The following is a 24,980-nucleotide window of genomic DNA, read 5'->3' as shown; positions in this document are numbered from 1 at the left end:
TCCCGGACAGCTACTCGGCCTCGGCGAAACCCCTCACCGTCGAGACGCCGCGCTTCTTGCTCCAGGCCGTACTGGGCGTGTCCTTGCCCTGGTGGAGCAAGCCCAGGGTGATGGGCTCCAGGCCGATGCGCATCGACAGCGAGTGCAGCCCCTCACGAATGAACGGCATGACAACGAAGAAGGCGACCTGATCCATGAACTTCCGCATGAGCAGCCGGTCTGGCCTGCCGTCCTCCGCCAGCGAGAAGGTGGCGACGATCTGAATCTGTATCGAGGCGACCTCCTCGTCGTCGGTCGGCGACGACAGCGGCGCATCGACGGTGAATCGCGTGTCGAACCCATCGCCTCGATAGCGAAAGGCGCTGATGACCTTGAGATTGAGCTCGCCCACCTCGACGGGACTCTCCGTCAACAGTTCGGCATGCCATTTGGTCACTCGTACGTCCAGCAGGTCCGCGCGGGCGACAAGGTCCCTGAGGGCATCCTCGGAGTCGACAGCCGGCGAGGACTCGACGAGAGGGGCCTCAACCTCAGGCGCATTGCTCACGTTAATTCCTCAACCTGTTCCTGCCCGGGGGAAACCTCGATGTAGGAAGCCGCATCCTGGTGCGGATACCTGGCTACCCAGGACGACCAGTCGTCGCCCATCTTGATCGCCCAATGCATGTGACCCTTTGCGCGTGAGGCGAGGATCTCCTCGTCGAGTTGCTCCAGGAGCACGTGAAAATGTTCGCCCCGTTCGGCCGGCGGTCGTACGCTGCGTTCGTATGACGCGGCGGCCTCCCACTCGTCATCGATGGGCTGCTTCACCTTCAAAAGATGGGCGTTCAGCTCCGCGATCTGCTGAGCTGAGAGGTGCTGCTCATCTTCGCCGATGTGGTAGTGCTCCTGCACCCAGGAGTTGACCGCGAACCACTGCCACACCTTCGACTTGCCGTTTCCGATCGTCCCGAGCGGACGCGGAAAACCACCCGGACCGCGCAGCCCTTCGGCCCACAGCCGCACAGCCTCCCGCGATACGCCGAGTCGATGAGCGATGTCAGATGTGGAAACCAACTCCTGATCGGCATCCAATACCTCCGCGCCGGGCAGCGCGTGAGATATCCGGCGGGCCGCCGCCAGGGCGGTGGCGACCGGATTGGTGGCCGATGTGTGCAAGGTTGCCACCACGCCACCGTCGCGCTCCGACCATGCCAGATCGGAAAGATGCTCGCCCAGCAGCTCAAGGGTGCCGTCGTCGTCCAGATTCACGCCGCTGACACGAAGGGGGATACGGATCATGAGCCTCTCCCACCTGCTCGTCCTCTGAGCTCTAGCATAGGGCTGGTGTTGCCATCTGCCAACACCCTACGTCAACCAATCGCTTCGGTGCGTCACCTATCGGGTAAACGTGCTCGAAGGGACCGAATAGTAGTACGGATCTCCCGTACCCGCCTCTTCAGACCGCGCACCTCGACCGACTCGGTCTCCTGCTTGAGGGAATCCTTGACCTGCAGGGCTGACTCATCGGCCAGCTCCAATAGCTGTCCGGGTTCCCTCAGTGGTGTGGCCGCCTCGCCCAGAGACTCCTCCGCGGCGGCACCCGCCGCCTGGGCGGCTTCCTCCATGTCGAAGGCTGCCGTCAGTAGTTCGTCCACTTCGGATGCCGCGTCGCCGGCCTCGGCCAACAACTGCTCCGCCCTGTCGAACAGCGCTGCGGCGTCCTGCTCGTACGTCGATCGTTCAAGGAGCGCCGCCGCCCCTCGGCAGAGGGCTTCGACCTTGTCGAGCTGGGCGGCGGCCTCGGCCACCACGCCGACAGCCACTCCGGTGTTGTGGGGACACCTGCGGACCAGGCGTTCGAATTCGCGTGCTGCCGACTCGCCGCCGCCCCCGGTGGAGAACACGATGTACTTGCAGGCGTTGGCCCGGTCGTCGGGCGGCTGGCAGAAGGCGGTGCCGTGGATGTGCCCGGAGCCTCCAGCCTTCCGGTACCACCAGCCGGCGGCGCGCGCGTAGGCGAGAGCCCGGTCGAACCAGGGCTTCGGGTGGTGCCAGGGGTCGGATGGGCTCAGCCACGTTGGTCCGCTCCCCGACATGCATCCCCCTTGCAGGCGACGAGTCCACCATCGTCACGGCACCGACACTCTAGGTGATTTTGCCATAGCTGACCGTCAAGCCAAAGGGCGCGGGAGTGGTGCGGCACGGCCCTCTGCTCGGAGAAGACGCCAGGTGCGGCCCCGTGGGGGCCAAGAGGGGTCAACCACGAGTAATGCCGCCAGCTGCCCGATGAGGACAAAAGCAAGATCCCCACCTGCGTTTCCGCTGGTGGGGATCTCTGTAGCCCGGCGAAAGGCTATGTGGCCAGGGGCGGGGTCGAACCGCCGACCTTCCGATTTTCAGTCGGACGCTCGTACCAACTGAGCTACCTGGCCGTGTCGCTCGGCTCATGCTACCCGCCGACCGGACGAACCGTTGGCAGGGTCACACGCTCCGATACGCAGAACGCCGCGCGAGGCGCGGCGTCGGCGCTGCGGTCCTGACGGGACTTGAACCCGCGACCTCCGCCTTGACAGGGCGGCGAGCACTCCAACTGCTCCACAGGACCTAGCTTGTGTTGCTCCGGCTTGCGCCGGTCGTGCCCCCAACGGGATTCGAACCCGTGCTACCGCCTTGAAAGGGCGGCGTCCTGGGCCGCTAGACGATGAGGGCGGCCCCGCCATCATTGCACACTCGCAACTTCAAGCGGACTTGCTCCCATCCGGCCCCGCCGGAGGCTTGGAAAGCATACGTGATGCCCGGTCGGTCGACAAAATCGGTATCGGGGTGCCCCTCGTGCGGCGCATTTTCGCAGGTCAGAGGGCTTCAGCGCAGTCGGGCGACGCCGAAGCGGTGCTTCAGGTCGGCGATCAGGTGCGGGCAGGCGGCCAGCGTCGCGGCGCGGTCGCCGCCGCCGTCGTGCAACAGCACGATGGAACCGGGACGTGCGGCGTTGTGGACCCGTTTGGCGATCGTGGCGGCGGTCGGCTTGTCCCAGTCCTGCGGGTCGACGGCCCAGTGCAGCGGAAGCATCCCCAGTTCCTTCGCCACGCCCAGAACCTCAGACGTCCACCTGCCGCCCGGCTGCCGGTAGAAGGCCACCGGGGCGCCCGGAGCGGCCGCCTGGATGGCCCTGTTGGTGCGCACCAGGTCGGCGCGGATCTCGGCGACCGGCCGCCGGGCGAGGTCCAGGTCGTGCCGCCAACTGTGGTTGCAGAGCTGGTGACCCTCCCGGACGATCCGCCGGACCAACTCCGGGTGGCGTTGCGCCTCGCGGCCGACCACGCAGAAGGTGGCCGTGACCCGGGCGGCGCGCAGTTGGTCGAGGACCTTCGGCGTCCAGGCCGGGCTGGGGCCGTCGTCGAAGGTCAGGGCGACCGGGCGTACGCCCGTGTTGCGTCGCAGCCCGGCGGGGAGCTTGGCCGGCAGCGGACGCAGTTGGGGCTTCGGCGGCTTGGCGCGGGTCGGACTCGGCTTCGGTGTGGGGGTGGGCGGCATGGTCGACTGCACCGGCAGCGGTGCGCCGACGGGTGCGATGGTGCCGTCCGGCTGGGCGCAGCCGGACAAGACCAGCGCCATGGCGAGGACGGACGCCAGGACAGCGCGGGCTTGCATCTGCTCGCTCCCGGAGGGGGTTCGGGGTAGGCGGACTCCCCGACGCTAGTGGACGCTCCGCGAGTGGGACAGGGCGGTCATCCCTCGGTGGACTGGTCCAGCGAGTCGCGGACGGCCACGGAGAGTGATACCGCCTCGGCGAGGTCGACGGGCCGGACCACCCCGGCGGGCAGGGTGTCGGCCCTCCAGCCGGGGCCGGCGGCGAGTACGAGCAGTGGCCGGCGGGGTGCGGCGAGCACCGCGCTGAGCTGGGCCGGGTCGGCGGTGGCCCGGATGTGCGACCAGAGCACGACGGCGGCGGGGCCGGTCCGGGTGACCGCCTCGACGAGGGCGGCGACCGGCACCCGGGCGCCGAGCATGCGGTAGCTCACCCCGGCCTCGGCCAGGGCGGCGGCCAGCGCCTCGAGGGGAAGGGTGTGCTGCTCCTCGTCCGCGCAGGAGAGCAGGATGCGGGCCGGCCCGGTGGGCACCTTGGCCCGGCTGGCCGCCGAGAGCGCCTCCGACACGCAGCGGGAGACCAGGTGTTCCACCTCGATCAGCGCCCCTGTGGCGGCGTGCCGTTCGCCGATGCCGGCGAGCACTGGACGCAGCAGGCCCTCCCAGGTGGCGACGACGCCGCTGGCGGCCACGGTGTGCGCGATCGTCTCACTTATCGCCGCCGCGTCCAGCCGCATGGCGGCGCGGGCCAGCCCGCGGGCGGCCGGTCCGGCGCGACCCACCGGGATGCTTCCGCCGCCGTCCCGCGTGTGCGGGCGGATGCGGGTGTGCACGATCACGTCGGGGGTCACCGGGTCGGGTGCCTGCCGGGCCCAGCGGGCGGCCTCGGCGGGGCTGACCCCCTCGGCGGTGAGCCGACGCATGATCTCCAGGCGGGCCAGGTCGGCCGGTGTGTACCGGCGGTGGTGGCCCGGGATGTGTTCGCTCGGCCCGAGCCCGTAGCGCTGATGCCAGGTGCGCAGGGTGGTGACCGCTACCCCCAACCGGCGTGCGACGGCGCCCGCGCTCAGCGCCTCATCGGCCACCCGACCGCTCCGCCGCGTCATCCGCCGACGATCCGGCCGGGGTCACGGCCGGGCCGGACGCGCCGGACGTCGGCCCCGAGGGGCGCAACAGGCGGCTCACCACCCCGCCCAGCCAGGGCGCGTACGAGCGGGGGTCCCTGTCGAGTTCGGCCTCCAGGGCGACGGGATCGGCCCAGCGCAGCTCGGCCACCTCTTCCGGGTCGGGTCGCAGCGGTGCCGCCGGCCGGAACTCGCCGCGCAGTACGTGGTCGTACTCGAATTCGACCCGACCGGTGGCCGGGTCCTCGGCGTAGTAGACGTAGACGCCGACCTCGGTCAGCTCGACCGGGCCCGCGCCGAGCTCCTCGCTCAGCCGTCGGTTGGCCGCCTCGGCGAGGGATTCGCCCGGGCGGGGATGGCCGCAGCAGGAGTTCGCCCAGCGCAGCGGAAACCGCGTCTTGACGGCGGCCCGGCGCTGGAGCAGCACCTGGCCGTCCGGGTCGACGAGCATCACGGAGAACGCGCGGTGCAGTTGACCTGGTGGTTGGTGGGCGTTCGCGACGCTCGTCTCGCCGTGGGCCGTGCCGACGTCGTCGACCAGCTCGACGAGGTGCTCCTCGCGGCTCATCTGCCCTCCCCGGTGATTCGGCCGGCCGCCAGCTTGCCGGAGATCAACACCATCGGCACACCGACTCCGGGCTGGGTGCCGGAGCCGACGAACACCACGTTCGACAGGTCGCGGTGCAGGTTCGACGGGCGGAACGGGCCGGTCTGGAAGAGGGTGTGCGCGGCGGCGAACGGGGTGCCCGCAGCCATCCCCTGCTCCGCCCACTCGGCGGGAGTGATCGCCCGCAGCACCTCGACGCCGTCGCCGAAGCCGACGTAGCCGCGCTCCTCCAGGGTGCCGATCAGCTGGTCGCCGTAGCGCTGGGTCAGGTCGCCGCGCCACTCGAAGGGCGCCCGGTCGAGGTTGGGCACCGGGGCGAGCACGTAGTAGGTGTGCCGGTCCGGTGGCGCCACCGACGGGTCGGTGCGGCTGGGGTTGGTGACCAGCAGCGACGGGTCGGTCATCAGCTCGCCCCGACGGATGACCTCATCGAAGGTGCCCTTCCACGCGCGTCCGAAATGGATGTTGTGGTGGGCGATCTTCGCATAGCCCTGACGGGAGCCGATGTGCAGGACGACGCAGGACGGCGAGTAGGTCAGCTTCCGTTCCCGGCCGGCGGGCAGCAGATCGCGGTAGGCGACAGGCAGATCGGGGTTGAGCACCACCACGTCCGCCGGCACCAGTTCGCCGTCGGCGGTGAGGACGCCTGTGGCGCGACCGTTGGCGGTCTCCACCCGGGTCACCGTGGTGTCGTACCTGATCTGTACGCCGTGCTTCTCGGCGGCGCCGGCCATCGCCCGGGAGACGGCGTGGATGCCGCCGCGCGGGAAGTAGACGCCGGCGACCGAGTCGAGGTACGCGATGACTGCGTAGATGGCGAGCGCGTCGTGCGGGGCCAGACCTGCGTACATGGCCTGGAAGGAGAAGATCCGCTGGGTACGCGGGTCCCGGAAGAACTGGTTGATCTTTGTCTGGAGGCGACGGAACGCGCCGCCGGTGAGCAGCTTGAGGAGGTTGCCGGTGATCAGGTCGGTCGGCGCGTCCAGGTTGCGCTCGATGAAGTCGGTCCGCTCCAGGCGCCACAGCTCCCTGGCGTAGTCGACGAAGCGCAGGTAGCCGTCGGCTTCACGCGGGCCGCAGACCCGGGAGATCTCGGCCGCCATCCGGGTGGTGTCGGTGAGCACGTCGAGGGTCGACCCGTCGGGGTAGTACGCCCGGTAGGCCGGATCGAGGGGGGTCAGGTCGAGCCAGTCCCGCAGCTCCTCGCCGACCGCGCCGAGCGCCTCGGCGATGAGGTCGGGCATGGTGAGCACGGTGGGGCCGGTGTCGAACTCGTAGCCGTCCACCGCGAGCCGTCCGGCCCGCCCGCCGGGCACCGGCTCACGTTCCAGCACTGTCACCTGGCGTCCGCTGCCGGCCAGGTGCAGCGCGCAGGCGAGCCCGCCCAGCCCCGCGCCGACGACCACCACCCGGTCCGTCCGTCCTGTCACCGTCCGCACGTGACCCCCTCCTTGGGAAAATCGCTCATCAGGCCCGCCGATCGGTGGCGGCGGTGGCCAGGCCGGTAAGCGCGGTCCGCGCCGTCCGGTCCACCGGAGCGGCGTCGAGCGCGGCGAGCGCCTCCCCGACCCGCTCGGCGATCATCCGCTCGACCCGCGCCGCGGCGCCGGTCTCGGCGACCAGCTCGGCGAGCCGCTCGACAGGCCCCGCCTGGGCCTGCTCCAGGGCCGTGAGCTGCGCCGGCGTGGCCAACTGCCGGGCCAGCATGAGCAGTGCGGTCGGCTTTCCGGTGCGCAGGTCGTCACCGGCCGGCTTGCCGGTGGCGGCCGGGTCGCCGTAGACACCGAGCAGGTCGTCGCGAAGCTGGAACGCCTCGCCGACGGCCAGGCCGTAGCGGGTGTACGCGTCGGCGAGCGCCGCGTCGGCGGGCACCCCGGCCAGGCAGGCGCCGAAGAGCAGCGGTCGTTGGACTGTGTAGCTGGCGGTCTTGTAGCGCGCCACCCGCAGGGCCCGCTCGACCGACCAGTTGGTCGGGTCGTTCTCGCCGAGCACGTCGAGATACTGCCCGGCGACGGTGTCGACGCGCATCTGGTCGTAGCAGCGGCGGACCTCGAACAGCCTGCCCGGCGCGACAGTGGCCTGCGCCAGGAGCCGGTCGGCCCAGACCATGCAGAGGTCGCCGATGAGCACGGCGACCGCCTCGCCGAACCGGCCGGGATCGCCCCGGTGGCCGGCGGCGATGTGTTGCTCGGCGAGCGCCACGTGTGCGGTGGGCCGGCCGCGCCGGGTGGTGGAGGCGTCCATCACGTCGTCGTGGACCAGCGCGAAGGTGTGCAGCAGTTCGAGAGCGGCGAGCGCGGGCAGCACCGGCGCCAGCGGCTCGCCGCCGCCTGCCGCGCCGCGCCAGCCCCAGTAGGCGAAGGTGGGCCGGATCCGCTTGCCTCCGGACAGGACGGCGTTGCGGGCGGCGGCCGCGAAACCGCCCATCCCTGCGTCGATCTCGTCGAGGGTGTCGACCTCGGTGGTGAGGAAGGTCGCGAGTGTGTCGTCCACCGCGGTGATCAGGTCATTGGTGTACGCGGCCAGTACGGCACGGACCGGATCGTCCCCGTCGCCCGGCCGTGTTGGCGCCATGCGGAGCGCGTTGTCCGCAACTGCGTCGTTGGCCATGTGGGCGAGCGTACCCTAGGGTGATGAGTTGCGTCGATTGGTGCGTCGATATTTGAGGAGGGCCGGTGGACACAGATCTCACCGCTGCCTATGACCGGTGCCGTGAGCTGCACAAACGCCACGGCCGCACCTACTATCTCGCCACTCGGCTGCTCCCCGCGTGGAAACGACGACATGTGCACGCGCTCTACGGCTTCACGCGCTACGCGGACGAGATCGTCGACCAGACCGAGGACCTGCCGCCGGCCGAGCGGGCCGCCCTGCTCGACGACTGGGCCAGCCGTTTCGTGGCCGGCCTGCACGGTGCACCGGTCGACGACCCGCTGCTGCCGGCGGTGCTGCACACGATCGCCATCTTCGACCTCGACCGAGACGACTTTGCGTCGTTTCTGAAGAGCATGGCGATGGACCTGACCGTGACCACGTACCCGACCTACGACCACCTGCTCGACTACATGGAGGGCTCGGCGGCGGTCATCGGCACCATGATGCTGCCCATCCTGGGCAGCTCCGACCCGGCGGCGGCCCGCGAGCCGGCCCGCCAGCTCGGCTTCGCCTTCCAGCTCACCAACTTCATCCGGGACGTCGCCGAGGATCTCGACAGGGGCCGCACCTACCTGCCCGACGAGGACATGGCGAAGTTCGGTGTCACCCGGGACGACCTGCTCGAGGCCCGCGACCAGGGACGGGGCACGCCGCGCATCCGTGAGCTGATCGAGTACGAGGTGACCCGCGCGCAGGCGCACTACGCCGCCGCCGCACCCGGCATCACCATGCTCGCGCCCGCCTCGCAGGCCTGCATGCGCACCGCGTACGCGCTTTACGGCGGCATCCTCGACGAGGTGGCGGCGCAGGACTACGACGTCTTCACCCGGCGGGCCCTGGTGCCTCAGCGGCGTCGGATGGCGGTGGCCGCACGCGCCCTGCTCACGTCGACAGGTACGCCTGTCTCCATCCCCGGGCCGACGATCCAACCGGCGGCCCGGTGACCGCAGGCACCGCGGTCGTGCTCTTCACCCGCGACCTGCGGGTGTACGACCACCCGGCGCTGGCGACCACCTGTGCGGCCTTCGAGCGGGTGGTCCCGCTGTACGTGCTCGACCCGACGCTGGCCGGCCTGTCGGCCAACCGCACGCGGTTCCTGCACCAGGCGCTCGCCGAGCTGCGTACCGAGCTGCGCGAGCGTGGCGGGGATCTGGTGGTGCGGCACGGCGACCCGGTGGCCGAGACGGTCCGGTTGGCCGGCGAGGTCGGCGCCACAGCAGTCGCGCTCTCCGCCGACGTGAGCCACCACGCCCGGCGGCGAGAGCGGCTGCTGCGCGCCGAGTGCGAGCGGCACCGCCTGCACCTGCGGCTGTTTCCCGGCCTGACCGTGGTCGAGCCGGGCGCCCTGCGACCGGGCGGCGGCGGGGACCACTACCGGGTGTTCAGTCCGTACCACCGGGCCTGGGCGGCGTCGCGATGGCGCGAGGAGTTGGCCGCGCCGCGCCGGATCACGATTCCCGACGGGGTACGCGTGGGACGCCTGCCGGCGCTGCCGCCCGGCCTGTCACCCGAGGCGGCCGTCGGTGGCGAGCGGGTCGCCCGTAAGCGGCTCACCGACTGGCTTCCCGACCTCGACAGGTACGGCGACCAGCACGACGACATGGCAGGTGACGACACCTCCCGGCTCAGCCCGTACCTGCGTTTCGGCTGCGTGTCACCGCTGTCGGTGGCGAACCGTGCCGGTGACCGGGCCGGCCCGTTCGTCAGGCAGATCTGCTGGCGGGACTTCTACTACCAGGTCACCGCCTCCTTCCCGGAGATCTCGACCAGGGCGTACCGCTCGGGCGCCACCGAGCGGTGGCGCTACGACGACGACGCGTTGTCGGCGTGGACCGAGGGACGCACCGGCATGCCGATCGTGGACGCCGGGATGCGGCAGATGCGGGCCCAGGGCTGGATGCACAACCGGGCCCGGCTGATCACGGCCGGCTACCTGACCAAGCACCTCGGGCAGGACTGGCGGGCCGGGGTGGCGGTCTTCTTCAGGTGGTTGCTGGACGGCGACGTGGCGAACAACTCGGGCAACTGGCAGTGGGTCGCCGGCACCGGCAACGACACCAAGCCGTACCGGGGGTTCAACCCGGTCCGGCAGGCCGAGCGGTACGACCCGGCCGGCGACTACGTACGCCGCTGGGTGCCGGAGTTGGCGGGGGTGCCGGGCAAGGCGGTGCACCAGCCGTGGCGGCTGCCCGACGAGCTGCGCCGCACCCTGGACTACCCGCCGCCGCTCGCGGTGCCCGGCACCGACCCGGTCTGGCTGCGCTGATCAGAGGCAGGAGTGCAGCACCTCGGCCAGCCTGTCCACGCGGTCGTGTTCGGCGAGCACGGCAGTGGTGTACGCGAAGGCGTACCCCCGCTCCGGGTCGGCCCACGCGCTGCTGCCGCCGATGCCGCCCATGCCCCAGCTGCCGTCCGGCTCCCACTGCATGCCGAGGGTCCAGCGGACCTGCCGGTCCAGCACCAGGTCCGGTCCGTCGTACTGGACCCGGGTCGCCTCGGCGACGAGTTCGGCACCGATCAGCCGGACGCCGTCCAGGACACCGCCGGCGAGCAGACCCGCGTAGAGCCGGGCCAGGCCGGACGCGGTGGCGTGCAGGTTGACGGCGGGCATCTCGGCCCCCCGCCAGAGCGGGCTGTTCAGGACCGCCAGGTCCAGCCCGCCGGCCGGGTTGCCGAGCGCCTGCGCCCGCAGTGATCCCGGCTCGCCGAGCTTGCGGACCGGCCACCGCGGGTCGCCGTAGCGCAGGTCCGCGCAGCGCCGCTGGTCCGCCTCGGCGAGTCCGAGACCGAGGTCGAGCAGCCACCGGTCGGCGATCTCGTCGGCCAGGAACCGGCTCAGCGGCCGGCCGTCGACCCGCCGGACCAGCTCGCCCACCAGATGCCCGTACGTCCACGCGTGCTCGCCTGCCGTCGAGCCCGGCGTCCATTCGGGATCGGCCGCGGCCAGGTCCCCGGTGAGCAGCGCCCAGTCGGCGATCGCGGCGGCCGGCCGGGGCACCGGGAAGGCCGGTAGCCCGGCGGTGTGCGACAGCACCTGACGGACGGTGGCCGGGGTGCGGAACTCCGACCAGTACTGCGCGACGGGCGCGTCGAGGTCGACCTGTCCCCGGTCGACGAGCAGCAGCAGGCAGAGCGCGGCCACCGGCTTGCCTACCGAGTAGACGTTGACAAGCGTGTCCGGTCGCCACGGTGCACCGCCCGGCACGTCGCGGTACCCACCGACGAGATCGATCACCTGCTGCCCGTCGTACCAGACGGCCAGGCTCGCGCCGCTCTCGCGCCCGGTCGCGAGCAGGTCGTGGAAGCAGTCCCGAACCGGGGTGAAGCGTGCGTGCATGCGGTAACCGTAGGCCGTCCGGTCCGGTGTGGGAGCCGACTTTTCGCCCCACCCCGGTGGTTGGGGTGATGCCGCTGGGGGATGCTGTCAGGGTGGCGGAACCGGAGCTGGTGGATGTGGTCGTGGTCGGGCTCGGCGTCGGCGGCGAGGAGGTGGCCGGGCGTCTCGCCGAGGCCGGCCTGAGCGTCGTCGGTGTCGAACGGGACCTGGTCGGCGGCGAATGCCCGTACTGGGGCTGCATCCCGAGCAAGATGATGATCAGGGCGGCCAATGCACTCGCCGAGGCACGCCGGGTCGACGGGCTGGCCGGGACGGCGCAGGTCCGCCCGGACTGGGCACCGGTGGCCAAGCGCATCCGTGAGGAGGCCACCGACACCTGGGACGACACGGTGGCGGTGCGTCGGTTCACCGACCGGGGCGGCCGGTTCGTCAGGGGCAGTGGCCGGATCGACGGCCCGGGCCGGGTCCGCGTCGGTGACCAGGTGTTCCAGGCCCGCCACGGCATCGTACTGGGCACCGGGACCCGTCCCTCGGTGCCGCCGATCGACGGGTTGGCCGACACCCCGTACTGGACCAACCACCAGGCGATCGAGGTCGAGCAGCTGCCGGCGTCGCTGCTGGTGCTGGGCGGCGGCGCCATCGGGCTGGAGCTGGCCCAGGTCTTCGCCCGCTTCGGCGTGCGGGTCACGGTGGTGGAGGCGCTGGAGCGGGTGCTGGCCCTGGAGGAGCCGGAGGCGTCCGAGGTCGCCGCCGCGGCGCTGCGGGCCGACGGCGTGGAGATCCACACCGGGGTACGGGCCGAGCGGGTCGAGCACGACGGGAGCCGGTTCACCCTGCGGGGCGCCGGCGGGGCGGAGTTCACCGCCGATCAACTGCTTGTGGTGACCGGACGCCGCGCGCACCTGGACGAGCTGGGGTTGGACACGGTCGGGGTGGACGCCGGCCAGCGCTTCCTGCCGGTGGACGACCGGCTGCACGTCACCGACGGCATCTGGGCGGTCGGCGACGTGACAGGTGAGGGCGCCTTCACCCACATCGCCATGTACCAGGCGGCGATCGTCATCGCCGATGTCCTGGCGCACGCCCGGCTCGCGACGGCGGGGCCGGACGCCAGCGGGACCGCGAGCGTGGTCGGCGGCGCGATGGGCGCGTCCAACTCACTGGCGGCCAGCAGGTCGAGCGGATCGGCGGGCAGTGTGCCGCGCGCCGACTACCGTGCGCTGCCCCGGGTGACGTTCACCGATCCCGAGGTCGGCGCGGTGGGGTTGACCGAGCGGCAGGCCCGTGACCGCGGCATCAACGTGCAGGTCGGCTACACGAAGCTGAGCAGCTCGACCAGGGGTTGGATCCACCAGGTCGGCGACGAGGGTTTCATCAAGGTGATCGCGGACGCCGACCAGGGCGTGCTGATCGGTGCGACCTCTGTCGGCCCGGCCGGTGGTGAGGTGCTCTCCGCGCTTGTGGTGGCGGTGCACGCGGCGGTGCCGATCAGTCAGCTCCGGCACATGATCTACGCGTATCCGACGTTCCACAGGGCCATCGAGGACGCTCTGCGCGACCTGGCATGACGGTGACCCGCGCTTGACGCGGCAGATTGGCAGCAAATTCTGGCAGGATTGCTGTTCATTTCTTTCATAAGAGTGACGTACCATTGCGCCCGTGACCAAGCGGTTGACTGAAGTTGCCAAGAAGGCGGGCGTCAGCGAGGCCACCGTCAGCCGGGTCCTCAACGGCCGCGACGGAGTCTCCGAGTCGACCCGGACGGCGGTGCTCACCGCGCTCGACGTGCTCGGCTACGAGCGGCCGACCAAGCTGCGCGGCGAACGCGCGCGGCTGGTCGGGCTGGTGCTGCCCGAGTTGCAGAACCCGATCTTCCCGGCGTTGGCCGAGGTCGTCACCGGGACCCTCGCGCAGCGCGGCTACACCCCTGCTCTGTGCGCCCGGACCATCGGCGGTGTCTCCGAGATGGACTACGTGGAGATGCTCCTCGACCACCAGGTCTCCGGGGTGATCTTCGCCGGCGGTTCGTACGCGCTCGCCGACGCGCGGCACGACCACTACCGGAGGCTGACCGACAGGGGTCTTCCGGTGGTGTTGGTGAACGCGGGTGTGGACGAGCTGGGTTTCCCCCGCGTCTCCACCGACGACGCGGTGGCCGTCGAGCAGGCGTACGGGCACCTGCGCTCGCTCGGGCACGAGCGGATCGGGATGGTGCTCGGCCCGGAGGGGCATGTGCCGTCCCGCCGCAAACTCGACGCGATGGTCCAGGCCGCCGGCTGGGACGAGGCCGACGCGGAGTGTGTCGAGCGCTCCAGCTTCTCGATGGAGGGGGCGCGGGTCGCCGCGACGAAGCTTGTCGAGCGTGGCGTCACCGGCATCATCTGTGCCAGCGACGTCCTGGCGTTGGGCACGATCCGCGCGGCCCGCCGGCTGGGTCGTACGGTGCCCACCGACGTGTCGGTGGTGGGCTTCGACGACTCCGCGTTCATGACCTGCACCGACCCGCCGCTGACCACCGTGCGGCAGCCGATCGAGACGATGGGGCAGGCCGCTGTGGATCTGCTTGTCACCCAGATCGAGGGTGCCGGCGTGCTGCACGACGAGCTGCTGTTCGAGCCGGAGCTCGTGGTGCGTGGCTCCACCGCTCCCGCACCCGGCCGCTAGGCCGCATCCGCACGACGCGCTCCGGGCCGTCGACCGCTTCCCGCGGTCGGCGGCCGTTTTGTCGTCCAAAACAGACCAAATCCGATGTAAACGCAGAGTCTGTCGACATCTGCCGTAACGGAGTCGCGTCCTTTCAACACTAGGTCGACACCTTGCTGAAATGAGTCGGCCTCGTTACAGTGACTCCACTCACACCTGGCTCCGGCGCAGCTACAGGGCGTCAGGTCGCATCACCGCAGATCAGCGAAACCTTGGAGACACCCGTTCCCGAAGGGATGGACAGATGTCCGTACCGCAATACCGAAAGGCTGCGGCGCTGGCGCTCGTGGCCGGCCTGGGGCTCAGCCTCACGGCGTGCTCCACGAAGAGCGGCGACAAGGACACGACCGCCGGCGGCAAGGTCACCATCACGGTCGACTGCCAGCCGGTCGGCGCCCAGAAAGAGCTGTTGAAGAACTGGAACGACGACGTCGCCGAGTTCCAGCGGCTGAACCCGGACATCGTCGTCAAGAGCGTGAGCGTCGGCGAGCAGTGCAACAACCCGCCTGACTTCACCGCCCGCCTCGCCGGTGGCACCGTGACCGACGTCTTCTACGGCTACATGACCGACGTCCAGCAGGTGCTCGACTCCGGCCAGGCGATGGACATCACCCAGTACGCCAACAAGGACAACATCCCCACCTGGGACAGCGTCGACCCGGCGCTCAAGGAGGTCTTCACCGACGGCGGCAAGCTCTACGCCGTCCCGGTGAAGAACTACTCGATGGGCCTGGTCTACAACAAGGTCCTGTTCCAGCAGGCCGGGCTCGACGTCAACAACCCGCCGAAGACCTGGGCCGACGTCCGGGCCGCCGCCAAGAAGATCTCCGCGCTGGGCAACGGCATCGCCGGGTACTCGGAGTACAGCGCCGGCAACACCGGCGGCTGGCACTTCACCGCGCTGCTCTACTCGCAGGGCGGGCGGGTGCTGACCGAGGACGGCAAGAAGGCCGAGTTCAACAACGCCATGGGCAAGCAGGTCCTGCAGAACCTCAAGGACATGCGGTACGGCGACAACAGCATGGGCTCCCGTCAGCTCCTCCAGTGGGGTGACCTGCTGACGAACGCCGGCGCGGGCAAGGTGGGCATGTTCATCGGCGCGCCGGACGCCACCCAGGCGATCGTCAGCCAGTTCCAGGGCAAGTTCCAGGACTGGGCGATGAGCCCGCTGCCCGGCCAGGACGGTCCGGCCAAGGGGACGCTCGGTGGCGGCGAGGGCTACTTCTTCAAGAAGGACCTCACCCCGGAGCAGGTCAAGGCCGGCATGAAGTGGATCGCGTACCAGAAGCTGACCCCGGGCAAGGGCCAGTTCGACTACGTCCGGGCCAAGCCGCAGAACTACCCGGTGGGTCTGCCCCAGCCGCTGCTCTTCGCCAACGGCAGCGAGGCGCAGAAGCAGGAGTTGGAGCTGCGTAAGGCGAACGCGAACGTCGACACCGCCAACTTCGCGCTCTTCGAGGCGACCCCGGTGCCGATCAAGGGTGAGCCGCGCAACGCGCAGGCGATCTACGCGGTGCTCGACGCCGCGATGTCCGGGGTGCTGACGAACCCGAACGCGAACATCGACGCGCTGCTCAAGACCGCCGAGGAGAAGGTCAACCAGCTCCTCGCCGCGGAGAGCTGACCGATCGTGTGGGGGCCGGCACGCCGATCCGGCCCCCACACCGTCCACGCCGCACCGACTCACCCAGGAGAGTTGCCTTGGCGATCACCACCGTCCCGCAGATCCCTCGGAAAGCGGGCCGTCCGCCGTCGCCGTACCCGTCGGGGCCGCAGCGCACGAGCCTCGGCCGCAAGGTACGGGACAACCTCACGGGTCACGCGTTCCTGATCGGCGCGGTGCTCTGCTTCGTCGTCTTCTCCTGGTACCCGATGGTGCGCGGCGTCGTGATGAGCTTCCAGCGCACGCGGCGCGGCGAAACCACCTGGGTGGGCTGGGACAACTACACACGCATCATCGCCGACCCCAGCTTCTGGCCCGCCTGGAAGAACACCTTCTACTTCACGGTGCTGGCGCTCGTCCTCGGGTACGCGGTGCCGTTCTTCGTGGCGATCCTGCTCAACGAGTTCCGCCACGCCAAGGGGTACCTGCGGATCCTGGTCTACCTGCCGGTGATGCTGCCGCCCGCCTCGGCGCTGTTCCTGTTCAAGTTCTACGCGTACGACCCCAGTGAGGCGGGGCTCTTCAACGCGATCCTCAAGGAGCTGCACCTGCCCACGTCGCAGTGGATGCAGTCGCCCGAGATGACGATGCCGGCCATGGTGATCGCATCCACCTGGATGAACATGGGTGGCGCCGTGCTGATCTACCTGGCGTCCCTGCAGAACATCCCCGGCGAGTTGTACGAGGCGGCCGAACTCGACGGCGCCGGGATCTGGCGGCGCATCCGCCACGTGACGATCCCGCAGACCCGGCTGATCCTCGCGCTGCTGGCGATGTTGCAGATCGTCGCCACGATGCAGCTCTTCATCGAGCCGCTGATCCTCGCCAACGGCGCGGGCGCGGAGGACTCCGCGACGTCCGTGGCGTACCTCATCTACCAGCACGGTTTCTTCCAGAACGATCTCAACGGCGCCGCGGCGCTCGGTGTGATCATGCTGGTGGTGCTGGCCGGCTTCTCCGCCGTCTACGTGCGGCTCACTGCGAAACAGGACTAGGACGGGGCGGGCAATGGCACAGGATTCCGGAACCCGGACCCTCATCTCGCACACGCAGATCAGCCGGGGGCGCGGCAAGGTCATCTACTGGACGCTGCTCATCGTCGTCGTCGTGGGCTTCACGCTTGTCTTCCTCGGGCCGCTCTACTGGATGGTCACCGGCGCGCTCAAGTCCGGCCAGGAGATCGCGCAGACGCCACCGTCGCTGTTCCCCAAGGATCCGCAGCCGCAGAACTACATCGACGCCTGGAACAATCTGGCGCTCGCCAAGCTGCTGTTCAACACCTTCTACTACGCGATGGGCGCGGTGCTGTTCCAACTCGTCCTCGACAGCGCGGCGGCCTACTCCCTGTCCAAGCTTCGGCCGGTCTTCGGCAACGTGATCCTCGGCCTCATGCTGGCCACGCTGATGATCCCGGCGATGGTGCTCATCGTCCCGCAGTACGTGACAGTGCTCGACCTGCCGATCCTGCACATCAACCTGCTCGACTCGCCGTTCGCCATCTGGCTGCCGCTTGTCGCCAACGCGTTCAACATCTTCCTGTTGAAGCGGTTCTTCGACTCGATTCCGGAGGAGTTGATGGCGGCCGCTCTCATCGACGGGGCGTCGTCGCTGCGCACGCTGTGGTCGATCATCCTGCCGCTGTCGCGTCCCATCCTCGGCGTGGTCTCCATCTTCGCCGTCACGGCGGTCTGGAAGGACTTCCTCTGGCCGAAGCTGGTCATGCCCTCGCCGGAGACCCGGACGGTGAGCGTGGGCATCTACACCTTCGCCGGTGGCACGCCGATGAACGTGGTGATCGCCGCGTCGGTCATCGCCGCCATCCCGACGGTCATCATCTTCCTGATCTTCCAACGGAACATCATGTCCGGCCTGACCACGGGCAGCATCAAGGGGTAGCCAGCAGCGCACCTCCCGCGGTGAACAACGACAGTTCGCCCGACACATATCCAGGTCCGGCGAAACCGCCGACGTACTGATCCAGAAAGCAGGTGCTCGTGTCCACAGCAGACAGTGGTCCGTGGTGGCGTGGAGCGGTTATCTACCAGGTGTATCCGCGTAGCTTCGCCGACGGAAACGGCGACGGAATCGGGGACATAGCCGGGATCCGGTCCCGACTGGATCACCTGGCCGCGCTTGGCGTCGACGCCATCTGGTTCAGTCCCTGGTATCCGTCGCCGATGGCCGACGCCGGCTACGACGTGTCCGACTACCGCGACATCGACCCGGTCTTCGGCACGCTGGGCGAGGCGGAGGCGCTGATCGCGGAGGCCCACGCGCTCGGCATCCGGACCATCGTCGACGTCGTACCCAACCACTGCTCCGACGCGCACCCGTGGTTCCAGGCGGCGCTCGCCGGCGGCCCGGGTGCGCCCGAACGGGACCTGTTCTGGTTCCGGCCCGGCCGAGGCCCGAACGGCGACCAGCGGCCCACCGACTGGATCGGCGAGTTCGGTGGCGAGACCTGGACCCGGACCACCAACCCGGACGGCACGCCCGGCGACTGGTACCTGCACCTGTTCGCGCCCCAGCAGCCGGACTTCAACTGGGACCACCCACGGGTACGCGCCGAATTCGAGGACATCCTGCGGTTCTGGTTCGACCGGGGCGTCGACGGCATCCGGATCGACTCGGCAGGTCTGCTCGTCAAGGACGGGACGCTGCCCGAGGTCCTGCCGGACCGGCCGCACCCGTTCCACGACCTCGACGGCGTGCACGACATCTACCGGGGCTGGCGGCGGGTGGCCGACGAGTACGCGGACCGGGCCCTGATCGGTGAGGTGTGGCTCCCGGACCGGCAGCGGTTCGCCAACTACCTGCGCCCGGACGAGCTGCACGCGGCGTTCAACTTCGACTTCCTCGGCTGCGCCTGGGACGCCTCGGCGCTGCGCGAGAGCATCGACGGGACGTTGAGCGCCCACGCGCCTGTCGGCGCTCCGGCCACCTGGGTGCTCTCCAACCACGACGTCACCCGGCACGTCACCCGCTACGGCCGGGCCGACACGACGTTCAGCTTCGCCGCGAAGCGCGAGGGGATCCCCACCGACCTGGAACTGGGCACCCGCCGGGCCCGCGCCGCCGCGTTGCTGTCGCTGTCGCTGCCCGGCGCCGCCTACGTCTACCAGGGCGAGGAGCTGGGCCTCTACGAGGTCGAGGACATCCCGTACGCGATGCGCCAGGACCCGATGTGGGAACGCTCCGGCCGCGTCGACCCCGGCCGCGACGGCTGCCGCGTACCGCTGCCGTGGACCGGCGACGAGCCGCCGTTCGGGTTCAGCCCCGAGGGTTCGCCCGCGCCGTGGCTGCCCCAACCCGCCGACTGGAAGGACCGCACGGCTCGGGCGCAGACCGGCGACGCCGCCTCGATGCTTGAGCTGTACCGGGCGGCCATCGCGGTCCGCCGGGCCGAACCGGCCCTCGGCGATGGCGAGCTGAGCTGGCTGCCCGCCCCGGACGGGGTGCTCGCGTTCAGTAGGGGCGAGGGCTTCCGCTGCCTCGTCAACCTCTCCGACGCGCCGGTGGCGATACCCGCCGACGCGCGGTTGCTGCTGGCCAGCGGGCCGCTAGACGACGGGCTGCTGCCGTCGGACACGGCCGTCTGGCTGCGTACCGCCGATCTGCCCGCGGCGGACGGCGCCACCCGGACCTGACCCACAGCCGTGGTGCCGGCGGTCCCGTCCCGACGGCCGGCACCACCCACCACCCCGCGCGCCGCGCACGAAAGGAGGACCGAGGGGACACGCACCACGACGGGCATCCCCCGCACCCGTCGCCGGGCACCGCACCCACACCACCCCCGAAAGAGGTGTAGCGACCCCATGTCCAGAACAACTGTCACCAGACGAACCCGCAGATTGCTCGCCGGCGCGCTCGCCGGAATGCTCCTCGCCGCAGCCCCTGTCGTCACCCCCACGGCCGGCGCCGCACCCGCGGTCGACGCGTCCGCGACCCGGATGGCCCTGCTCGCCGGGGTCTCCGCCACCATGACCGCCAGCAGCTACAACCAGAACTACGTGGCGGGCAACGCCAACGACGGCAACGCGTCCACCTACTGGGAGAGCGCCAACAACGCCTTCCCGCAGTGGATCCAGGCCGACCTGGGCGCCACGGTAAACGTGGACCGGGTGGTGCTCAAGCTGCCGCCCGCGTCGGACTGGCAGACCCGTACGCAGACGCTGTCGGTGCTCGGCTCCACGAACGGCTCGACCTTCACCACCCTGAAGGCGTCCGCCGGCTACACCTTCAACCCGGCCAGCGGCAACACCGCCACCGTCAGCTTCACCGCCGCCAGCACCCGCTACGTACGGGTGCACGTCACGGGCAACACCGGCTGGCCGGCCGCGCAGTTCTCCGAGGTCGAGGTGTACGGCGCCAGCGGCAGCACGGACACCCAGGCGCCGAGCGTCCCCGGCAACCTGGCCTACACCCAACCCGCCAGCGGTCAGGTCCGGCTCACCTGGTCGGCGTCCACCGACAACGTCGGGGTGACCGGCTACGACGTGTACGCCAACGGCGCACTGCGCGGAAGCGTCAGCGGCTCGACGCTCACGTACACCGACAGTCAACCCGACAGCGCCACTGTCTCGTACTACGTCCGGGCCAAGGATGCGGCCGGCAACCAGTCGGCGAACAGCAACACGGTGACGCGGACCGGCACCGGCACCCCGCCGACCGGCACCAACCTGGCGGTCGGCAAGCCGATCACCGCCTCCGGGTACGTGCACACGTTCGTGGCGACCAACGCCAACGACAACAACGTGGCCACCTACTGGGAGGGCAACGGCAACCCGAGCACGCTCACCGTGCAGCTCGGCGCGAACGCCAGCCTCAGCCAGATCGTGCTGAAGCTCAACCCGGACTCGGCCTGGGGCACGCGTACCCAGAACATCACGGTGCTCGGCCGGGACCAGGGCTCGTCGAGCTTCACCACGCTGGTCGGCGCGGCGAACTACACCTTCAACCCGGGCAGCGGCAACACGGTGACCATCCCGGTCTCCGGCGCGGCGGCCGACGTACGGCTCTCGATCGCCTCGAACACCGGCGCCCCGGCCGGGCAGGTGGCCGAGTTCCAGGTCTTCGGCACCCCCGCGCCGAACCCGGACCTGACCGTGACCGGCATGTCGTTCAGCCCGTCCGCGCCCGTGGAGACCAGCAGCATCACCCTCTCCGCGACCGTCCGCAACGCCGGCTCGGCCGCCTCCGGCGCGACGAACGTCAACTTCTACCTGGGCTCCACCCGGGTCGGCACCGCGTCCGTCGGTGCCCTCGCGGCCGGCGCCTCGACCACAGTCACCGCCAGCATCGGCACCCGGGACGCGGGCAGCTACCCGCTCAGCGCGAAGGTCGACGAGTCGAACACGGTCGTCGAGCAGGACGACACGAACAACAGCAACACGAACCCGAGCCCGCTGGTGGTCAGCGCGGTCGCCAGCTCCGACCTGGTCGCCTCGGCGGTCGGCTGGTCACCTGGCAACCCGTCGGCCGGCAACACTGTCACCTTCTCCGTGTCGATCCGCAACGCCGGCAACCAGGCGTCCGCGTCCGGCGCGCACGGCATCACCCTCACCGTGCTCAACGAGTCCGGCACCGCCGTCCGTACGCTGACCGGCTCGTACTCCGGCGTGATCAACGCCGGTGCGACTGTCGGCCCGGTCAACCTGGGCACCTGGACCGCCGCGAACGGCAAGTACACCGTCCGGGTGGTGCTCGCCACCGACGCCAACGAGCTGCCCGTCAAGCAGGCGAACAACACGAGCGACCGGCCGCTCTTCGTCGGGCGCGGCGCCAACATGCCGTACGACATGTACGAGGCCGAGGACGGCGTGGTCGGCGGCGGCGCCAGCGTCGTCGGGCCGAACCGGGAGGTCGGCGACCTGGCCGGCGAGGCGTCCGGTCGGCGGGCGGTGACCCTCAACTCGACAGGCAGCTACGTCGAGTTCACCACCCGGGCCAGCACCAACACGCTTGTCACCCGCTTCTCCATCCCGGACGCCGCGGGCGGCGGCGGGATCAACTCGACGCTCAACGTCTACGTCAACGGCACGTTCCACAAGGCCATCGACCTGACGTCCCGCTACGCCTGGCTGTACGGCAACGAGACAAGTCCGGGCAACTCGCCGAGCGCGGGCGGGCCCCGGCACATCTACGACGAAGCAAACGTCATGCTCAACTCGACAGTCCCGGCCGGCAGCAAGATCCGCCTCCAGAAGGACCCGGCCAACACCACCACGTACGCCATCGACTTCATCAACACCGAGCAGGTGGCGCCGATCGCCAACCCGGACCCGGCGCGCTACACCACGCCGAGCGGCTTCACCCACCAGGACGTGCAGGACGCCCTGGACCGGGTGCGGATGGACACCACAGGCAACCTCATCGGGGTGTACCTGCCGGCCGGCAACTACTCCACCTCGTCCAAGTTCCAGGTGTACGGCAAGGCGGTCCAGGTGACCGGCGCCGGCCCCTGGTACACCCGGTTCAACGCCCCGGCGGGCCAGGACAACACCGACATCGGCTTCCGGGCCGAGAACTCGGCGGCGAACTCCTCCTTCAAGAACTTTGCCTACTTCGGTAACTACACCTCGCGGATCGACGGTCCGGGCAAGGTGTTCGACTTCGCCAACGTGTCGAACATCGTGATCGACAACATCTGGAACGAGCACATGGTGTGCCTCTACTGGGGCGCGAACACCGACTACATGACGATCAAGAACTCCCGGATCCGCAACATGTTCGCCGACGGCATCAACATGACAAACGGGAGCACCAACAACCTGGTCAGCAACAACGACGCCCGGGCCACCGGCGACGACAGCTTCGCGCTGTTCTCGGCGATCGACGCGGGCGGCGCCGACATGCGGGACAACGTCTACGAGAACCTGACGTCGACGCTCACCTGGCGGGCCGCCGGTGTGGCCGTGTACGGCGGCTACGGCAACACGTTCCGCAACATCTACATCGCGGACACGCTCGTCTACTCCGGCATCACCATCAGCTCGCTCGACTTCGGCTACCCGATGAACGGCTTCGGCGCGAGCCCGCCCACCCGGTTCGAGAACATTTCGATCGTGCGTGCCGGTGGGCACTTCTGGGGCGCGCAGACCTTCCCGGCGATCTGGGTCTTCTCCGCCTCGAAGGTGTTCCAGGGCATCCGGGTCAGCGACGTCGACATCGTCGACCCGACCTACAGCGGCATCATGTTCCAGACCAACTACCTCAACGGGCAGCCGCAGTTCCCGATCACCGACACGGTGTTCACGAACATCTCCATCAGCGGGGCGCGCAAGAGCGGTGACGCCTACGACGCGAAGTCCGGCTTCGCGATCTGGGCGAACCCGATGCCGGAGACCGGGCAGGGGCCGGCCGTCGGGTCGGTCACCTTCAACAACCTCCGGCTGAGCAACAACGCGGTGGACATCCAGAACACCACGTCGACCTTCACCATCAACCGCAACTGACTCACCCGGTAGCCGACGCCGTCGGGAGGCCCGACCCTCCCGGCGGCGTCGTGCCGTGCCGGCCCTCGCCCGCGACGAACCGGGCCGCCCCGGCCGCCGCGTCGGTGGCCAGCGACTCCATCCCGTACGCCAACTCGGTCGCCATGGCTTCCGCCTTGGTCCGGCCGGCGCCGGCCAGGACAGCCGCCCGGTCGTTGCGCAGGCAGGTCTGCGGATGCCTGGCGATCGCCGCCGCCAACTCCTCGGCCGCGGCCCGCGCCTGGCCGGGCGGCACCAACCGGTTGACCAACCCCATCGAGTACGCCTCGTCCGCCGGCACCGCACGGCCGGTGAGGATCAGGTCCATGGCGCGGCTCTCGCCGATCAGCCGGGGCAGCCGGACAGTGCCACCGTCGATCAGGGGTACGCCCCAGCGGCGGCAGAACACCCCGAGTGTCGCGTCGGACTCGGCGACCCGCAGGTCACACCAGAGCGCCAACTCCAGCCCGCCGGCCACCGCGTACCCGGAGATCGCGGCGATCACCGGTTTGCTAAGCGTCATCCGGGTCGGACCCATCGGTCCGTCCCCCTCGGGCTCGACGCGATTGCCGCTCGGTGTGCCGATCGCCTTGAGGTCGGCACCGGCGCAGAACGTGCCGCCCGCACCCCACAGCACGGCCACCGCCGCGTCCGGGTCGGCGTCGAAGGCCCGGAAGGCGTCCGCCAGCGCCCGGGCGGTCGGCCCGTCCACGGCATTCCGGGCCGCCGCGGCCCGGTCGAGAACGATTGTGCTGACCGCCCCGACCCGCTCCACCCGTACGCTCACCGCTCCATCCTGCCCGCCCCACCCCACCCCCACAATCTCCGTCGATCTTGCACTCTCGGATGGCGTTTCGCGGCTTGTGCCCCGAGATATCGGAGCAGAAGCCGCAAGATCGGCGGCGTGAGCGGGGCAGGTTTGTCGTTGGCGACCGGTTTGCGACGGCGATCGCCGGGAAGTCGGTACTCGTGCGAGCACTTTTGACGAAAGTTGAGCAGGACTCCCGGCTGGACCGCGCGGGTGACCGGTTGCAGAAGATCGTCCTGGGGACGCTGCGGCCCCGCCGGCTGCGCGACCTGCTGCACGGGGTGACCCTCGGGCATCCGCTGCACCCGGCCATGGTGCAGGTGCCGGTCGGCGCGTGGATCAGCGCCGCGGTGCTGGACCTCATGCCCGGGCAGCGCCGACCCGCCACCATGCTTGTCGGCCTCGGCACCGTGAGCGCGGTGCCGGCCGCCGTCGCCGGGCTCAACGACTGGGCAGCCCTGTCCCGCGACCAGCGGCGGGTCGGCCTGGTGCACGCCGCCGCGAACACGGTGGGCGTCGGCCTCTACGCGGGCTCGCTGGCCGCGCGGCTGTCCGGGCGGCACGGCGTCGGCCGTACCCTCGGCTTCCTCGGCCTCTCCGCGGTGAGCCTCGGCGCCTACATCGGCGGTCACCTGGCGTACAAGCAGGGCGCGCAGGTCAACCAGAGCGTGTCCGAGCTGCACCGGATCAGCGACGGCTGGCACTCGCTGGCGGACATGGCCGACCTGCCGCAACGCACTCTGATCACCCGTGAGGTGGACGACGTCTCGGTGATCCTCTACCGCCACGGCGACGAGGTCACGGTGATGCTTGAGCGTTGCCCGCACCAGAGTGGGCCGCTCGGCGAGGGCGACGTGCAGGAGATCGACGGCCACGCCTGCGTCGTCTGCCCGTGGCACGGCAGCGCGTTCCGGCTCAACGGCGGTGAGGTCGTACAGGGGCCGTCCGGCAACGACCAGCAGATCCTGCCCACCCGGATCGAGAACGGCGTGCTCCAGACCCGCCTGCCCTGACCGTCCGTCACTCTCGGGCAACTCGCCG

Annotated in this window: 20 protein-coding genes and 3 tRNA genes; 10 read left to right on the top strand and 13 right to left on the bottom strand. The window is 70.1% G+C overall.

Annotation, left to right across the window (positions count from 1 at the left end; genetic code table 11):
- Positions 1 to 10: 10 nt before the first annotated feature.
- The 11 genes from AB0N27_RS16710 to AB0N27_RS16660 form a co-directional block, all read right to left on the bottom strand.
- The gene (locus tag AB0N27_RS16710) at positions 11 to 547 is read right to left on the bottom strand and encodes a hypothetical protein (RefSeq protein ID WP_364369636.1); all 537 of its coding nucleotides are present in this window, start codon (positions 545 to 547) and stop codon (positions 11 to 13) included.
- Positions 544 to 1,281, bottom strand: coding sequence for a hypothetical protein (locus AB0N27_RS16705; RefSeq protein ID WP_364369633.1), 738 nt, complete (start codon positions 1,279 to 1,281; stop codon positions 544 to 546). Before AB0N27_RS16705 ends, AB0N27_RS16710 begins: the two co-directional genes overlap by 4 nt.
- Before the next feature lie 92 nt (positions 1,282 to 1,373).
- Positions 1,374 to 2,078: a hypothetical protein gene (locus tag AB0N27_RS16700; protein WP_364369630.1), complete on the bottom strand. Its 705-nt coding sequence runs from the start codon at positions 2,076 to 2,078 to the stop codon at positions 1,374 to 1,376.
- A gap of 262 nt (positions 2,079 to 2,340) precedes the next feature.
- Positions 2,341 to 2,414 (bottom strand) — tRNA-Phe (locus AB0N27_RS16695).
- A gap of 99 nt (positions 2,415 to 2,513) precedes the next feature.
- A tRNA-Asp gene (locus tag AB0N27_RS16690) sits at positions 2,514 to 2,587 on the bottom strand.
- Between the two features lie 31 nt (positions 2,588 to 2,618).
- Positions 2,619 to 2,691 (bottom strand) — tRNA-Glu (locus tag AB0N27_RS16685).
- A gap of 153 nt (positions 2,692 to 2,844) precedes the next feature.
- Entirely contained in the window at positions 2,845 to 3,633 is a 789-nt protein-coding gene (locus tag AB0N27_RS16680; RefSeq protein ID WP_364369627.1) for a polysaccharide deacetylase family protein, read from the bottom strand.
- 77 nt (positions 3,634 to 3,710) lie between these two features.
- A complete protein-coding gene (locus tag AB0N27_RS16675; protein ID WP_364370793.1) occupies positions 3,711 to 4,655 on the bottom strand; it encodes a MerR family transcriptional regulator in 945 nt (314 codons plus the stop codon).
- Positions 4,645 to 5,262, bottom strand: coding sequence for an isopentenyl-diphosphate Delta-isomerase (gene idi, locus AB0N27_RS16670; RefSeq protein WP_364369624.1), 618 nt, complete (start codon positions 5,260 to 5,262; stop codon positions 4,645 to 4,647). The genes AB0N27_RS16675 and idi overlap by 11 nt, the downstream gene beginning before the upstream one ends.
- A complete protein-coding gene (gene crtI / locus AB0N27_RS16665; protein ID WP_364369621.1) occupies positions 5,259 to 6,740 on the bottom strand; it encodes a phytoene desaturase family protein in 1,482 nt (493 codons plus the stop codon). Before crtI ends, idi begins: the two co-directional genes overlap by 4 nt.
- A gap of 28 nt (positions 6,741 to 6,768) precedes the next feature.
- Positions 6,769 to 7,911: a polyprenyl synthetase family protein gene (locus AB0N27_RS16660; RefSeq protein WP_364369618.1), complete on the bottom strand. Its 1,143-nt coding sequence runs from the start codon at positions 7,909 to 7,911 to the stop codon at positions 6,769 to 6,771.
- A gap of 65 nt (positions 7,912 to 7,976) precedes the next feature.
- On the opposite strand from AB0N27_RS16660, the gene AB0N27_RS16655 reads away from it, so the two are divergent.
- Positions 7,977 to 8,900: a phytoene/squalene synthase family protein gene (locus AB0N27_RS16655; protein ID WP_364369615.1), complete on the top strand. Its 924-nt coding sequence runs from the start codon at positions 7,977 to 7,979 to the stop codon at positions 8,898 to 8,900.
- Entirely contained in the window at positions 8,897 to 10,222 is a 1,326-nt protein-coding gene (locus AB0N27_RS16650) for a deoxyribodipyrimidine photo-lyase (RefSeq protein ID WP_364369613.1), read from the top strand. The genes AB0N27_RS16655 and AB0N27_RS16650 overlap by 4 nt, the downstream gene beginning before the upstream one ends.
- Here AB0N27_RS16650 and AB0N27_RS16645 read toward each other — a convergent pair whose 3' ends face one another.
- On the bottom strand, positions 10,223 to 11,293 hold the full coding sequence (locus AB0N27_RS16645; protein WP_364369610.1) for a serine hydrolase domain-containing protein: 1,071 nt from the start codon (positions 11,291 to 11,293) through the stop codon (positions 10,223 to 10,225). It lies immediately after the preceding gene.
- Positions 11,294 to 11,385: 92 nt separating this feature from the next.
- Here AB0N27_RS16645 and AB0N27_RS16640 point away from each other — a divergent pair, with 92 nt between their 5' ends.
- The 7 genes from AB0N27_RS16640 to AB0N27_RS16610 all read left to right on the top strand — a co-directional run bounded on the left by AB0N27_RS16640 (position 11,386) and on the right by AB0N27_RS16610 (position 23,113).
- A complete protein-coding gene (locus AB0N27_RS16640) occupies positions 11,386 to 12,861 on the top strand; it encodes an FAD-dependent oxidoreductase (protein ID WP_364369607.1) in 1,476 nt (491 codons plus the stop codon).
- A gap of 91 nt (positions 12,862 to 12,952) precedes the next feature.
- On the top strand, positions 12,953 to 13,957 hold the full coding sequence (locus tag AB0N27_RS16635) for a LacI family DNA-binding transcriptional regulator (protein WP_364369604.1): 1,005 nt from the start codon (positions 12,953 to 12,955) through the stop codon (positions 13,955 to 13,957).
- A gap of 283 nt (positions 13,958 to 14,240) precedes the next feature.
- Positions 14,241 to 15,620, top strand: a complete 1,380-nt coding sequence (locus tag AB0N27_RS16630; RefSeq protein WP_364369601.1) for an extracellular solute-binding protein — start codon at positions 14,241 to 14,243, stop codon at positions 15,618 to 15,620.
- 77 nt (positions 15,621 to 15,697) lie between these two features.
- Entirely contained in the window at positions 15,698 to 16,654 is a 957-nt protein-coding gene (locus AB0N27_RS16625; RefSeq protein WP_364369598.1) for a sugar ABC transporter permease, read from the top strand.
- Between the two features lie 13 nt (positions 16,655 to 16,667).
- Positions 16,668 to 17,555, top strand: a complete 888-nt coding sequence (locus tag AB0N27_RS16620; protein WP_364369595.1) for a carbohydrate ABC transporter permease — start codon at positions 16,668 to 16,670, stop codon at positions 17,553 to 17,555.
- Between the two features lie 98 nt (positions 17,556 to 17,653).
- Complete coding sequence (locus tag AB0N27_RS16615) at positions 17,654 to 19,306, top strand: glycoside hydrolase family 13 protein (RefSeq protein ID WP_364369592.1); 1,653 nt, start codon at positions 17,654 to 17,656, stop codon at positions 19,304 to 19,306.
- 168 nt (positions 19,307 to 19,474) lie between these two features.
- Positions 19,475 to 23,113 (top strand): discoidin domain-containing protein, encoded by a 3,639-nt coding sequence (locus tag AB0N27_RS16610; protein WP_364369589.1) that lies wholly within the window; start codon positions 19,475 to 19,477, stop codon positions 23,111 to 23,113.
- 1 nt (position 23,114) lies between these two features.
- On the opposite strand, the gene AB0N27_RS16605 is transcribed toward AB0N27_RS16610, so the two are convergent.
- Positions 23,115 to 23,918, bottom strand: a complete 804-nt coding sequence (locus AB0N27_RS16605; protein ID WP_364369586.1) for a crotonase/enoyl-CoA hydratase family protein — start codon at positions 23,916 to 23,918, stop codon at positions 23,115 to 23,117.
- Between the two features lie 182 nt (positions 23,919 to 24,100).
- Between AB0N27_RS16605 and AB0N27_RS16600 the strand changes: the two genes are divergently transcribed.
- Entirely contained in the window at positions 24,101 to 24,952 is an 852-nt protein-coding gene (locus AB0N27_RS16600; protein ID WP_364369583.1) for a Rieske 2Fe-2S domain-containing protein, read from the top strand.
- Positions 24,953 to 24,980: the final 28 nt, after the last annotated feature.

The organism is Micromonospora sp. NPDC093244 (genome assembly GCF_040683695.1).
GTDB lineage: Bacteria > Actinomycetota > Actinomycetes > Mycobacteriales > Micromonosporaceae > Micromonospora.
This window is presented reverse-complemented; position numbering and strand designations above follow the sequence as displayed.